This is a genomic window from Streptomyces sp. NPDC030991, assembly GCF_055571235.1.
The window spans coordinates 1-13,115 of record NZ_JBVIFR010000012.1 but is presented as its reverse complement, the minus strand read 5'-3'; the positions used below and the strand labels follow the sequence as shown (position 1 = coordinate 13,115).

Genomic DNA, 13,115 nt, shown 5'->3' with positions numbered 1-13,115 from the left:
GGAGCCCGTGGTGCACCTGTCCCGCCCCGCGCGCATCGCGCTCCGCGTCGGCGCCCTCGTCGGCTTCACCGTCATCTACGTCCCGCTGCTCCTGGTCGTCGTCAATTCCCTGAGCCGAGACCGGAGTTCGAGCTGGCCGCCGAGCGGCCTCACCCTGCGCTGGTGGCGTGAGGCCTGGCACAGCGAGGGCGCCCGGGACGCCCTGTGGACCTCGGTGAAGGCGGGCCTCGGCGCCACGGTCATCGCCCTCGTCCTCGGCACGCTCGCCGCCCACGCGGTCGCCCGGCACCGCTTCTTCGGCCGGGAGGCGATCTCCTTCGTGGTCGTCCTGCCCATCGCGCTGCCCGGCATCATCACCGGCGTCGCCCTCAACACGGCCTTCCGCACGGTCCTGGAACCGCTCGGGATCGGCCTCGGCCTGTTCACGGTCGTCGTCGGGCACGCCACGTTCTGCGTCGTCATCGTCTTCAACAACGTCGCCGCCCGGCTGCGCCGCCTGCCGGGCTCCTACGAGGAGGCGGCCATGGACCTGGGCGCGGGCGCCTTCCGCACGTTCCGCACCGTCACCTTCCCGCTGACCCGCTCGGCGCTGGCGGCCGGCGGACTCCTCGCGTTCGCGCTGTCCTTCGACGAGATCGTGGTCACGACGTTCACGGCGGGCGCCGGTGTGAGCACGCTCCCGCTGTGGATCTTCTCCAACATGGCCAGACCGCAGCAGGCCCCCGTGGTCAACGTCGTCGCCGTCGTCCTCGTCCTGTTGTCGGTGATCCCGGTCTACGTGGCGCAGCGGCTGTCCTCCGACACGACGGCGGGCAGCCGGGGGTAGCGGCCCCGCGCCCGCTCCACTTCAGGGCCCGTGCGAACAGCGACACCGGATGAGATCCGGTTTCAGCCTCACACTCAAGACGATTCATCGGGCAACTACTCTGGCGGCCACCCCGCGAGCGCCGCCGAAGGCCCGCACGAAACCTGGAGTCGGTTTGCTGCACATCACGGACACTCTCGCGCCCGAGCCACCCCGCGAGCCGGGGGACGGCCGCGTGGAACTGCGGTCGGCGGCCCAGTTGCGCGAGATCCTGGGCGAGCCGCACCCGATCGTGATCGACAAGGTGCACGGCCGGCTCGACGACCGCGACCGGGAGTTGCTGGCCCGCTCGCCGTTCTGCCTGCTCTCCACGGCCGACGCCCGCGGCAACTGTGACGTATCGCCTCGCGGTGACGGCCCGGGCTTCGCGCACGTGATCGACGACGGCACCATCGCCCTGCCGGACCGGCCAGGCAACCGCCGTGGCGACAGCTTCCACAACATCCTGGAGAACCCGCACGCCGGCCTGCTCTTCCTGATACCCGGCGCCACCGACGTCCTGCGGATCAACGGTCGGGCCCGCATCCTCACCGACGCCCCCTTCTTCGACGCCATGGCCGTCAAGGGGCAGCGGCCCGCGCTCGCGCTGCTCCTGGACATCGACGACATCTACCTCCACTGCCCGCAGTCGCTGCGCCGCTCGGGCCTGTGGGCGCCGCTGACCTGGGAGAGCGCGGGCCGCGCTGAAGCGGTGTGAGAGCGGCTCAACCGGCCCCGATCATGCGGGACATGCCCACCGAGCCGTACGAGGACGTCTCGACGAAGCCGAACTTCTCGTAGAGGAACTTCGCCGGACCGTCCGCGACCAGCGAGACGTACGCGGTCGCGGGCGCCCGGCGGTCCAGCTCCTCGGTCAGCGCGGCCATGATCCGCTTCCCGAGGCCCCGGCCCTGGTGGTCGGGGTGCACGCAGATGTCGACGATGTGGAACGCCGTGCCCCCGTCCCCGATGATCCGGCCCATCCCGATCGGCTCGCCCGCGTGCCGCAGCACCACCCCGTACCAGGTGTTCGGCAGCGCGAGCGCGACGGCCTCGGGTGACTTGTCGGAGAGCCCCGCGTCCGTCCGTAGCCGCCGGAAGACGTCGACCGGCGGGACGCCTTCGCTGATGACATAAGGATCAGCGGCGTAAGAGTCAGCGGCGTAAGGGTCAGTAGTAGTCCTCATGCATTACATGCTAGGGGCTGGCGTCCAGGGCTTCTAGGGTTGGCGCATGCGGACGATCACGGGGATCCCCGAGGGCTGGCCGACGGACGAGACGGCTGCGCGCGCGACGCAGGACGCGTTGCGCGGCCGCGTGGTACGGGACGAGGCAGGACCGGCGCCGGGGACGGGCACGGTCACCGGGATCGACGTCGCGTACGACGACGCCCGCGACCTCGTCGCCGCGGCCGCGGTCGTGCTGGACGCCGCGACGCTCGACGTCGTCGAGGAGGCCACGGCCGTCGGGCGCGTCGCCTTCCCCTACGTGCCGGGCCTGTTGGCCTTCCGTGAGATCCCGGCGGTGCTCGGCGCGCTGGAGGCGCTGCGCACCGATCCGGGCCTCGTGGTGTGCGACGGCTACGGGCTCGCCCACCCGCGCCGCTTCGGACTCGCGAGCCACCTCGGCGTGGTCACCGGACTGCCCACGATGGGCGTCGCCAAGAACCCGTTCGCCTTCACGCACGGCGAGTTGGGACGCGCGCGGGGCAGCACCGTCGCGCTGACGGACGGCGACGAGGAGGTCGGCCGCGCCGTACGCACCCGCGACGGCGTGAAGCCGGTGTACGTCTCGGTGGGCCACCGGATCTCCCTGGCGGGCGCGTGCGCGCACACGCTCGCCCTGACCCCCGCCTACCGGCTGCCCGAGACGACCCGCAGGGCCGACCGGCTGTGCCGCGACGCGCTCCTCGACCTCACCCGGCAGTGAGCCCTCACCGCTCCGCCGCGACCCGGAAGCCGAGCCCGGCCGCGCGGAGCCGGCCGATCAGCGCGTCCCCCATCGCCACGGCGGTGGTCACCTGCCCCGCGGTGGCGGGGAGTTCGTCCTCGGCCAGGCACATCGCGGACTCCGCCAGCATCTTCGCGGTCTCCCCGTACCCCGGGTCCCCGCCGGAGACCTCCGTGAAGACCCGGCGCCCGCCGCCCTCGCCCACGAACCGCACCGAGAACCAGCTCTTGGCCCGGCGCGCCTCGCCGGGCCCGGCGCCGGGCAGCAGCCGGCCGGCCAGCCAGCGCCGGGCGGGCGGCACCTGCGCCGCCGCGAACAGCGCTCCGGCCGCGGCGACGCCGCCCACCGCGAACGGCAGCGTCTTCACAGCCGCGTAGTGCCGGTAGCGGAAGTCGGGGCCGTAGCGCTCCAGGGCCCGCGCGGAGCGCTGCACGACCTGCGGATCGATGGTCGGCAGCGGCAGGGCCCACGCCCCGATCTCCTTGGCGAACCGCGGCGTTCCCGTCGGCGCGTACGCGGTGCGCCCGACGAGCCGGGGCTGGTGACGCCGCCGGTCCTGCTGCGCGGCGAGCATCTGCCGGGCGCGCCCGAACTGGTTCAGCGCGGACGCGAACGTACCGCCCGACAGTGTGGCGTTCGTCCGGACGAACCCGTCGACCCGCAGCGGCACCCCCTCCGGCAGCCGCTGCACCGTGAAGTACGCGCCCAGGTCGTGCGGGACCGAGTCGAAGCCGCACGCGTGCACCAGGCGGGCGCCCGTCTCGCGCGCGCGGGCGTCGTGCCGTACGTACATGCGGTCCACGAACTCGGGCTCGCCGGTGAGGTCCACGTAGTCGGTGCCGGCCTCGGCACACGCGGCCACCAGCCCCTCGCCGTACTCCAGGTACGGGCCCACCGTCGTGGCCACCACGCGCGTGCGGGTGGCGAGTTCGCGCAGGGACGCCGCGTCGGCCACGTCCGCCCGCTCCAGCGGCAGCACCGCACAGGCCGGGTCGATGCCGGTGAGCTGTTCGCGCAGCCGCTCCAGCTTGTTCAGGTCGCGGCCCGCGATCGCCCAGCGCAGCCCCTCCGGGGCGTGCGCCGCCAGATACTCGGCGGTGAGCATCCCCACGAAGCCCGTCGCCCCGAACAGCACCACGTCGTACGCCCTGTCCGTGTTCCCAAGGCTTCCAGGGTTCTCAGTCCTGTGCATGACACCCCTCACCGCGTTCCGTGCCGTTGTCGGTGGCCGAGGCTAGCGTGCGCGCCGGCCGGGAGCCCTGGCGGGCCGCGAATTGGCTAAGCGCTTGCTCGTCGGGGGTTGTGCTGGCCGGGCCGGGTTCATAGCATCACTGGTGTTACATCAGTTGTGTCACAGACTGGGGGCGTGGCCGGATGGCAGTGGCAGGCAAGGGAGTCGGCGGCCCTCTCGCCGGGGTGCGCGTGGTCGAGCTCGCCGGTATCGGCCCGGGGCCGTTCGCCGCGATGCTCCTCGCCGACCTGGGCGCCGATGTCGTACGGGTCGACCGGCCCGGCGGCGCGGGGCTCGCGATCGACCCGGCGTACGACATCACCAACCGCAACAAGCGGTCCGTGATCGTCGACCTGAAGGCCGCGGACGGCGCCGAGCGCGTGCTGCGCCTCGTCGACCGCGCCGACGTGCTGATCGAGGGCTACCGGCCCGGCGTCGCCGAACGCCTCGGCGTGGGGCCCGACGCCTGCCACGCCCGCAATCCGAAGCTCGTCTACGGCCGGATGACCGGCTGGGGCCAGGAAGGCCCGCTCGCCCAGCGCGCCGGGCACGACATCGCCTACATCGCGCTCACCGGCACCCTCGGCATGATCGGGAAGCCCGACGAGCCGCCGACCGTCCCCGCCAACCTCGTCGGGGACTACGCCGGCGGCTCGCTCTACCTGGTCGTCGGTGTCCTCGCCGCCCTCCACCACGCCCGCGCCACCGGCGCGGGACAGGTCGTCGACGCCGCGATCGTCGACGGCACCTCGCACCTCGCCTCGATGATCCACGGCATGCTCGCGGCCGGCGGCTGGCAGGACCGGCGCGGCGCCAACCTCCTCGACGGCGGCTGCCCCTTCTACGGCACCTACGAGACCGCCGACGGCCAGTACATGGCCGTCGGCGCCCTTGAGCAGCAGTTCTACGACGAGTTCGCCGACCTCATGGGCCTGGCCGACATCGCGCCCGCGCGGTGGGACCTGGACCGCTGGGGCGAGCTGCGCGAGGCCGTCGCCGCCCGCTTCAAGCAGCGTACGAGGGACGAGTGGACGCGCGTCTTCGAGGGCTCCGACGCCTGCGTGGCCCCGGTCCTCTCGCTGCGCGAGGCCCCAGGCCACCCGCACCTCGCCGCCCGCGCCACCTTCGTCGACCACAGCGGCATCACCCAGCCCGCACCCGCGCCCCGCTTCTCCGCCACCCCCACCGCCGTCCGCTCGGGCCCCGCCCTGCCGGGCGCCGACACCGCGGCGGTCGCCCGCGACTGGGGCGTACCGGAACTGAACGGGCCCACCGACACCCCGAAGAAAGGCAGTTGATCGTCAGCATGGAGCGACGCCTGTTCAGCGCCGAGCACGAGGCGTTCCGCGAGACCGTCCGCACCTTCCTCGCCAAGGAGGTGACTCCGCACTACGAGCAGTGGGAGCAGGACGGCATCGTCGCGCGCGAGGCATGGCTCGCCGCCGGCCGCCAGGGGCTCCTCGGCCTCGCCGTGCCCGAGGAGTACGGGGGCGGCGGCACCACCGACTTCCGCTACAGCGCCGTCCTGGCCGAGGAGTTCACGCGCGCGGGCGCCGCCGGACTCGCCATCGGCCTGCACAACGACATCATCGGCCCCTACCTGACCTCCCTCGGGACCGAGGAGCAGAAGAGGCGCTGGCTGCCCGGGTTCTGCGACGGCTCGACGATCACCGCCATCGCGATGACCGAACCCGGCGCCGGATCCGACCTCCAGGGCATCCGCACCACCGCCGAGGACAAGGGCGACCACTGGCTGCTCAACGGCTCCAAGACGTTCATCTCCAACGGCATCCTCGCCGACCTCGTCATCGTCGTCGCCAAGACCACGCAGGAAGGCGGCGCCCACGGGCTGTCGCTCCTCGTCGTCGAGCGCGGCACCGACGGCTTCGAGCGGGGCCGCAATCTCGACAAGATCGGTCAGAAGGCGCAGGACACGGCCGAACTGTTCTTCGACGACGTCCGCGTCCCGAAGGAGAATCTGCTCGGCGAGACCAACGGTGCCTTCATCCACCTGATGACCAACCTCGCGCAGGAGCGCATGGGCATCGCCGTCGCCGCCATCGCCGCCGCCGAGCATCTGCTGGAGATCACCACGACGTACGTCAAGGAGCGTGAGGCGTTCGGCCGGCCCCTCGCCAAGCTCCAGCACATCCGGTTCGAGATCGCCGAGATGGCCACCGAGTGCGCCGTCACCCGCGCGTTCCTCGACCGCTGCATCGAGGACCACGCGGCCGGCACCCTCGACGCGGTGCACGCCTCCATGGCCAAGTGGTGGGCGACCGAGCTGCAGAAGCGCGTCGCCGACCGCTGCCTCCAACTGCACGGCGGATACGGGTACATGACGGAGTACCGCGTCGCGAAAGCCTTCACCGACGGGCGTATCCAGACCATCTACGGCGGCACGACCGAGATCATGAAGGAGATCATCGGGCGTTCGCTGCTGTCCTGACCCTCACCCTCGTTCCGATGTTCCGAAAGGCACTTCCGTGACCACTGACGCGTACGTGTACGACGCGATCCGCACCCCGCGCGGCCGGGGCAAGGCCGCCGGCTCCCTGCACGGCACCAAGCCGATCGACCTCGTCGTCGGTCTCATCCACGAGATCCAGGCCCGCTTCCCCGGTCTGGACCCCGCCGCGATCGACGACATCGTGCTCGGCGTCGTGGGCCCCGTCGGCGACCAGGGCTCCGACATCGCGCGCGTCGCCGCCATCGCGGCGGGTCTGCCCGACACGGTCGCCGGCGTCCAGGAGAACCGCTTCTGTGCCTCGGGCCTGGAAGCCGTCAACCTGGCGGCGATGAAGGTCCGCTCCGGCTGGGAGGACCTCGTCCTCGCCGGTGGTGTCGAGTCGATGTCGCGGGTGCCGATGGCCTCCGACGGCGGCGCCTGGTTCGCCGACCCCATGACCAACTTCGAGACCGGCTTCGTGCCGCAGGGCATCGGCGCCGACCTCATCGCCACCATCGAGGGGTTCTCGCGGCGCGACGTGGACGAGTACGCGGCGCTCTCCCAGGAGCGGGCCGCCGCCGCGGTGAAGGACGGGCGCTTCGACCGGTCGATCGTCCCGGTCAGGGACCGCAGCGGCCTGACCGTCCTCGACCACGACGAGTTCCTGCGCCCCGGCACGACCGCCGACTCCCTGGCCAAGCTCAAGCCGTCCTTCAAGGACATCGGCGACCTGGGCGGCTTCGACGCCGTCGCGCTCCAGAAGTACCACTGGGTCGAGAAGATCGACCACGTGCACCACGCGGGCAACTCCTCCGGCATCGTCGACGGCGCGTCGCTGGTCGCCATCGGCTCCCGGGAGGTCGGCGAGCGCTACGAGCTGACCCCGCGCGCCCGCGTCGTCTCCGTGGCCGTCTCCGGCTCCGAGCCGACCATCATGCTCACCGGCCCCGCGCCCGCGACCCGCAAGGCGCTCGCCAAGGCGGGCCTGACCATCGACGACATCGACCTCGTCGAGATCAACGAGGCGTTCGCCGCGGTGGTGCTCCGCTTCGTGAAGGACATGGGCCTGTCGCTCGACAAGGTCAACGTCAACGGCGGCGCGATCGCGCTCGGGCACCCGCTGGGCGCGACCGGGGCGATGATCCTCGGCACGCTCGTGGACGAGCTGGAGCGGCGGGACCTCCGGTACGGGCTGGCCACGTTGTGCGTCGGGGGTGGGATGGGGATCGCCACGATCGTGGAACGGGTGTAGCGCCGCCGGGGCGAGCCTTTCGCTGCCGGGTGCCGCCCGGTGGGGCTTCTCGCGCAGTTCCCCGCGCCCCTGGAGCATGCGGCTGCGCCGCAGCCCCATCAGGGCGCACGGAGTGCGCCTTTCAGGGGCGCGGGGAACTGCGCGACCAGCCACGACGAAGCCCGCACTCGGCGACGAGACACCGTCCCCTCCCCAGATCCCGCCCAAAACCCCCCGCACGAAACGTCACGGAGACCCCAAATGACCGCCAGCACAACCATCCGCTGGGAACAGGACGAGACCGGCATCGTCACCCTCGTCCTCGACGACCCGAACCAGTCCGCGAACACCATGAACCAGGCGTTCAAGGACTCCATCGCCGCCATCGCCGACCGCGCGGAGGCGGAGCGCGACTCCATCAGGGGCATCATCTACACCTCCGCCAAGAAGACCTTCTTCGCGGGCGGTGACCTGAAGGACATGGTGAAGGCGGGCCCCGAGGACGCCCAGGCCGTCTTCGAGACCGGCCTCGGCATCAAGAACTCGCTGCGCCGCATCGAGACCCTCGGCAAGCCCGTCGTCGCAGCCATCAACGGCGCTGCCCTCGGCGGCGGGTACGAGATCGCGCTGGCCAGCCACCACCGCGTCGCCCTCGACGCCCCCGGCTCCAAGATCGGCCTGCCCGAGGTCACCCTGGGCCTGCTCCCGGCCGGCGGCGGCGTCACCCGCACCGTCCGCCTCATGGGCATCGCCGACGCCCTCCTCAAGGTGCTGCTCCAGGGCACCCAGTACGCCCCGAAGCGAGCCCTGGAGAACGGCCTGATCCACGAACTGGCCACCACCCCCGAGGAGATGACCGAGAAGGCCCGCGCCTTCATCGACGCCAACCCCGAGTCGCAGCAGCCCTGGGACAAGCCGGGCTACCGCATCCCCGGCGGCACCCCGGCGAACCCGAAGTTCGCCGCGAACCTCCCGGCGTTCCCCGCCAACCTCAAGAAGCAGCTGAACGGCGCGCCCTACCCGGCCCCGCGCAACATCCTCGCGGCCGCCGTCGAGGGCTCCCAGGTCGACTTCGAGACGGCCCTGACCATCGAGGCCCGCTACTTCACCGAGCTGGTCACCGGCCAGACCGCGAAGAACATGATCCAGGCGTTCTTCTTCGACCTCCAGGCCGTGAACTCGGGAGCCAACCGCCCCCAGGGCATCGAGCCCCGCAAGGTCCGGAAGGTCGCCGTGCTGGGCGCCGGCATGATGGGCGCGGGCATCGCCTACTCCTGCGCCCGCGCGGGCATCGAGGTCGTCCTCAAGGACGTGTCGGCCGAGGCCGCCGCCAAGGGCAAGGCGTACTCCGAGAAGCTCTGCGCCAAGGCCGTCACCCGCGGCCGTACGACACAGGAGAAGGCGGACGCGCTGCTCGCCCGCATCACACCCGCCGCCGACCCGCAGGCGCTCGCCGGCTGCGACGCCGTCATCGAGGCCGTCTTCGAGGACCCGGCGCTCAAGCACAAGGTCTTCCAGGAGATCCAGCACGTCGTCGCCCCCGACGCGCTGCTCTGCTCCAACACCTCCACGCTGCCGATCAGCGTCCTCGCCGAGGGCGTCGAGCGCCGCGCCGACTTCATCGGCCTGCACTTCTTCTCGCCCGTCGACAAGATGCCGCTCGTCGAGATCATCAAGGGGGAGCGGACCGGCGACGAGGCGCTCGCCCGCGCCTTCGACCTCGTACGGCAGATCAACAAGACGCCGATCGTCGTCAACGACTCGCGCGGCTTCTTCACCTCGCGCGTCATCGGCCAGTTCATGAACGAGGGCATCGCCATGGTCGGTGAGGGCATCGAGCCCGCCTCCGTCGAGCAGGCGGCGGCCCAGGCGGGCTACCCGGCCAAGGTGCTCTCCCTGATGGACGAGCTGACCCTCACCCTGCCCCGCAAGATCCGCAAGGAGACGCAGGCGGCGATCGAGGCGGAGGGCGGCACCTGGACCCCGCACCCGGCCGAGGGTGTCATCGACCGGATGGTCGACGAATTCGGGCGCCCGGGACGCAGCGGCGGCGCCGGCTTCTACGAGTACGGCGAGGACGGCAAGCGCACCGGCCTCTGGCCCGGCCTGCGCGAGCACTTCACGAAGCCCGGCGCCGAGATCCCGTTCGAGGACATGCAGGAACGCATGCTCTTCTCGGAGGCACTCGACACGGTGCGGCTCGTGGAGGAAGGCGTCCTGACGTCCGTCGCCGACGCCAACATCGGCTCCATCTTCGGCATCGGCTTCCCCGGCTGGACCGGCGGCGTCCTCCAGTACATCAACGGCTACGAGGGCGGCCTCACCGGATTCGTCGCCCGCGCGCGCGAGCTGGCCGAGCGCTACGGCGACCGGTTCCTGCCGCCCGCGCTGCTCGTGGAGAAGGCGGAGAAGGGCGAGACCTTCACGGACTGACCCGCCGGTCGCGGGAGGCGTTCCCCCGGGCGCTCAGCCCTCGGCGCGGAACGCCTCCCGCAGCTCCTCCTTCAGCGACCGCTGGAACGCCGTCACCAGCGCCTGCACGACCATCGGCTGCATGTGGGCCGACAGCGACCTCATCGCCGCGACGTGCTGCGGATCCGACTCGCGCTCCCGGTAGGGCCCCCACACCTCGTCCCGGAAGAGCCGCGACAGCTCGTGCGCCGTCTGCCGCGTGTGCTCCAGCAGGACGGTGCGCGCCGCCAGGATCGTCTCGTGCGCGATCGGCACGCCGAGCAGCTGCACACCGAGCCGGAGCAGGCTCACGTCCACGCGGTACGCGTCGCTGTCCTCCTCGTACGCGATGACGCCCATCGCGGCCAGCCGGTCCAGGTCGGTGCCGGACAGGGCGCGGCCCGCCCGCCGCTCCAGCTCCGCGCGCTCCATGTCCTCGGCCGTGTCCGGGGCCCAGCTCGCCACAAGGGCGCGGTGGATGGCCAGGTCGTGGGCGCTGAGGTCCGTCGGCAGCTGTTCCAGGTAGCGCTCGATCGCGGCGAGCGTCATGCCCTGGTGCTGGAGCTCCTCGATCAGCGCCAGCCGTGACAGGTGATCCTGTCCGTAGTGACCGACCCGGCGGGGACCGATCACCGGCGGCGGCAGCAGTCCGCGCGTGCTGTAGAAGCGGATCGTGCGGACGGTGACGCCCGCGCGCGCGGCCAGCTCGTCGACGGTCAGCGTGGGGGAGGACGCCGCCTCGGCGTCATCGATGTCCGTCGTGGTGTCGGTCGTCATGTCCGCCTCGGGGTCGATCGGGTTCAACAGTATTGCTGAGACACCGATGTTGTGAAAGAGCCCGACGCGTCCCCATATCGCTTTGTGAGAAGAACCGCTATGTGATCTCCGCCACCGCGTGTGCGGTGATCTCTGGGGGAAGGTGCACAGTCGGTCCGCGCACTGTCAGGGGTGTCGCGGGCCGGAGCACATCCGGACCCCGGCCGACCCGCGTGTCGCCGGGCACCACAGAGTGGACACCCCCACGTGAGCAAGGACGCCGTCAACACGGCCGTGGACGCATCCCCCGCAGAGGCGGCCCAGCTGCCCGCCGACGCGGGCGACGCCGGTTACAGCAAGGACCTCAAGGCCCGTCACGTCAACATGATCGCGATCGGTGGCGCGATCGGCACCGGACTCTTCCTCGGTGCCGGCGGCCGCCTCCACTCGGCGGGCCCCGCCCTCGTCTTCGCGTACCTCCTCTGCGGAGTCTTCGCGTACCTGGTCGTGCGCGCCCTCGGCGAGATGGTCGTGTACCGGCCCTCCTCCGGGTCCTTCGTGTCGTACGCGCGCGAGTTCCTCGGCGAGAAGGGCGCCTACGTCGCCGGTTGGATGTACTTCCTGAACTGGTCGATGACCGGTATCGCCGACATCACGGCGATCGCCCTCTACACGCAGTACTGGAGCGCCTTCACCAGCGTCCCGCAGTGGGTGCTGGCGCTCATCGCCCTCGCGGTCGTGCTCGGCGTGAACCTCATCTCCGTGAAGTACTTCGGCGAGATGGAGTTCTGGTTCTCGATCATCAAGGTGGCCACCCTCGTGGCCTTCCTGCTCGTGGGCATCTTCCTGATAGCCACGCAGCACCCGGTCGACGGCCAGACACCCGGCCTCGGCATGATCACGGATCATGGCGGCTTCATGCCGAGCGGCGTGATGTCGGTGGTCCTCGTCATGCAGGGCGTCGTCTTCGCCTATGCCGCCCTGGAGCTGGTGGGCGTCGCCGCGGGCGAGACGGCGGAGCCGCACAAGGTCGTCCCGCGCGCGGTGAACTCGATCATGTGGCGCGTCGGCATCTTCTACTGCGGCTCGGTGCTCGTGCTCGCCCTGCTGCTCCCCTCGACGGCGTACTCGTCGAACGAGAGCCCGTTCGTCACCCTGTTCAGCAAACTGGGCATCGGCGGCATCGGCGACATCATGAACCTGGTCGTGCTCACCGCGGCCATGTCCAGCCTCAACTCCGGCCTGTACTCCACCGGCCGCATCCTGCGCTCCATGGCGATGTCCGGCTCCGCGCCGAAGTTCACCGCCAGGATGAACCGCAGCCAGGTGCCGTACGGCGGCATCCTGCTCACCGCGGGCGTCGGCGTCCTCGGCGTGGGCCTGAACTACCTCCTGCCGCACGACGCCTTCGAGATCGTCATCGAGGTCTCCTCGATCGGCATCATCGGCACCTGGGTCATGATCATGGTCGCGCACCTGGCGTTCGTCCGCCGGGCCAAGGAGGGCCTGGTCGAGCGCCCCGCGTTCCGCCTCCCGTGGTCCCCGGTCACCGAGATCGTCACGATCGCCTTCCTGCTCCTCGTGCTCGGCCTCATGTGGAACGACGCGGAGACCGGCCGCAAGACGCTCTCCCTGATCCCGGTCGTCGCACTGCTGCTGGTCGTCGGCTGGTTCGCCGCCCGTCGCCGCATCGCGCGCGAAGCGGCGCAGGAGCGGACGAAGTCGCCCAAGGGCGACTAGTCACCGCGTTGCGTCCGTGTGCCGACCGGGTAGGACACAGGCATGGCCCTGGTTCCGTGGGATGTCCACCTGAAGGCGGGTCGACCGGCCGTTCTCGCGGCCGCGTTGACGACGGCGTTCGTCGCCTCCGTCCGGCGGCGCCCCCGCCGGGCGGCGCAGGCGTCACCGGCGCCGCCCGTGCCCCCGAGCCTGCGGGCGCACGTCGTGCCGACCCCCCACACAGCGGCCGACGCGGAGCACACCGCCGCCGTCACGGACCTGTGCACCTGCGTCGCCGAACTCGCCTCCGACCTGGTCAAGCGCTACGGCGGTGAGCTCTAGGTGTAATGCCGCGGGAGGTTGTGGACGGGTGATGCAGGTCTCGGCTGAGGGATCTTGAACGGGTGAGGGCCTTCCGGGTTCGGTGTGGATTGCGACATCTACACCAACCAGCAGAAGGCCCTCATGCCCCACCGTAATGCAC

12 protein-coding genes are annotated in these 13,115 nt (G+C 71.2%); 9 read left to right on the top strand and 3 right to left on the bottom strand.

All coding sequences use genetic code 11. From position 1 onward, the window contains the following. Positions 1 to 10 precede the first annotated feature (10 nt). The gene (locus ACZ45E_RS22600; protein ID WP_468223143.1) at positions 11 to 826 is read left to right on the top strand and encodes an ABC transporter permease; all 816 of its coding nucleotides are present in this window, start codon (positions 11 to 13) and stop codon (positions 824 to 826) included. A 49-nt stretch (positions 827 to 875) separates the two neighbouring features. Then, entirely contained in the window at positions 876 to 1,562 is a 687-nt protein-coding gene (locus tag ACZ45E_RS22595) for an MSMEG_1061 family FMN-dependent PPOX-type flavoprotein (RefSeq protein WP_468223142.1), read from the top strand. A 7-nt stretch (positions 1,563 to 1,569) separates the two neighbouring features. Here ACZ45E_RS22595 and ACZ45E_RS22590 read toward each other — a convergent pair whose 3' ends face one another. Further along, the gene (locus tag ACZ45E_RS22590) at positions 1,570 to 2,031 is read right to left on the bottom strand and encodes a GNAT family N-acetyltransferase (protein ID WP_468223139.1); all 462 of its coding nucleotides are present in this window, start codon (positions 2,029 to 2,031) and stop codon (positions 1,570 to 1,572) included. A 46-nt stretch (positions 2,032 to 2,077) separates the two neighbouring features. Between ACZ45E_RS22590 and ACZ45E_RS22585 the strand changes: the two genes are divergently transcribed. After that, the gene (locus tag ACZ45E_RS22585) at positions 2,078 to 2,773 is read left to right on the top strand and encodes an endonuclease V (protein ID WP_468223137.1); all 696 of its coding nucleotides are present in this window, start codon (positions 2,078 to 2,080) and stop codon (positions 2,771 to 2,773) included. 4 nt (positions 2,774 to 2,777) lie between these two features. Here the strand turns inward: ACZ45E_RS22585 and ACZ45E_RS22580 are convergent, their stop codons facing one another. Then, positions 2,778 to 3,986 (bottom strand): saccharopine dehydrogenase family protein, encoded by a 1,209-nt coding sequence (locus tag ACZ45E_RS22580; protein WP_468223134.1) that lies wholly within the window; start codon positions 3,984 to 3,986, stop codon positions 2,778 to 2,780. Between the two features lie 182 nt (positions 3,987 to 4,168). Here ACZ45E_RS22580 and ACZ45E_RS22575 point away from each other — a divergent pair, with 182 nt between their 5' ends. From ACZ45E_RS22575 to ACZ45E_RS22560, 4 genes are all read left to right on the top strand, one after another. Beyond that, entirely contained in the window at positions 4,169 to 5,323 is a 1,155-nt protein-coding gene (locus ACZ45E_RS22575) for a CaiB/BaiF CoA transferase family protein (RefSeq protein ID WP_468223132.1), read from the top strand. Positions 5,324 to 5,331: 8 nt separating this feature from the next. After that, a complete protein-coding gene (locus tag ACZ45E_RS22570) occupies positions 5,332 to 6,474 on the top strand; it encodes an acyl-CoA dehydrogenase family protein (protein WP_468223130.1) in 1,143 nt (380 codons plus the stop codon). A 37-nt stretch (positions 6,475 to 6,511) separates the two neighbouring features. Next, positions 6,512 to 7,726, top strand: a complete 1,215-nt coding sequence (locus tag ACZ45E_RS22565) for an acetyl-CoA C-acetyltransferase (RefSeq protein WP_468223129.1) — start codon at positions 6,512 to 6,514, stop codon at positions 7,724 to 7,726. 240 nt (positions 7,727 to 7,966) lie between these two features. Further along, positions 7,967 to 10,138: a 3-hydroxyacyl-CoA dehydrogenase NAD-binding domain-containing protein gene (locus ACZ45E_RS22560; protein WP_468223127.1), complete on the top strand. Its 2,172-nt coding sequence runs from the start codon at positions 7,967 to 7,969 to the stop codon at positions 10,136 to 10,138. A gap of 33 nt (positions 10,139 to 10,171) precedes the next feature. Here ACZ45E_RS22560 and ACZ45E_RS22555 read toward each other — a convergent pair whose 3' ends face one another. Next, positions 10,172 to 10,933 carry a MerR family transcriptional regulator gene (locus ACZ45E_RS22555; RefSeq protein WP_468223126.1) on the bottom strand — a complete coding sequence of 254 codons (762 nt, stop codon included), beginning with the start codon at positions 10,931 to 10,933 and terminating at the stop codon, positions 10,172 to 10,174. A 246-nt stretch (positions 10,934 to 11,179) separates the two neighbouring features. Here ACZ45E_RS22555 and ACZ45E_RS22550 point away from each other — a divergent pair, with 246 nt between their 5' ends. Both ACZ45E_RS22550 and ACZ45E_RS22545 read left to right on the top strand, forming a co-directional pair. Further along, the gene (locus tag ACZ45E_RS22550; RefSeq protein WP_468223124.1) at positions 11,180 to 12,652 is read left to right on the top strand and encodes an amino acid permease; all 1,473 of its coding nucleotides are present in this window, start codon (positions 11,180 to 11,182) and stop codon (positions 12,650 to 12,652) included. Positions 12,653 to 12,694: 42 nt separating this feature from the next. Beyond that, the gene (locus ACZ45E_RS22545; RefSeq protein WP_468223121.1) at positions 12,695 to 12,973 is read left to right on the top strand and encodes a hypothetical protein; all 279 of its coding nucleotides are present in this window, start codon (positions 12,695 to 12,697) and stop codon (positions 12,971 to 12,973) included. Positions 12,974 to 13,115 lie beyond the last annotated feature (142 nt).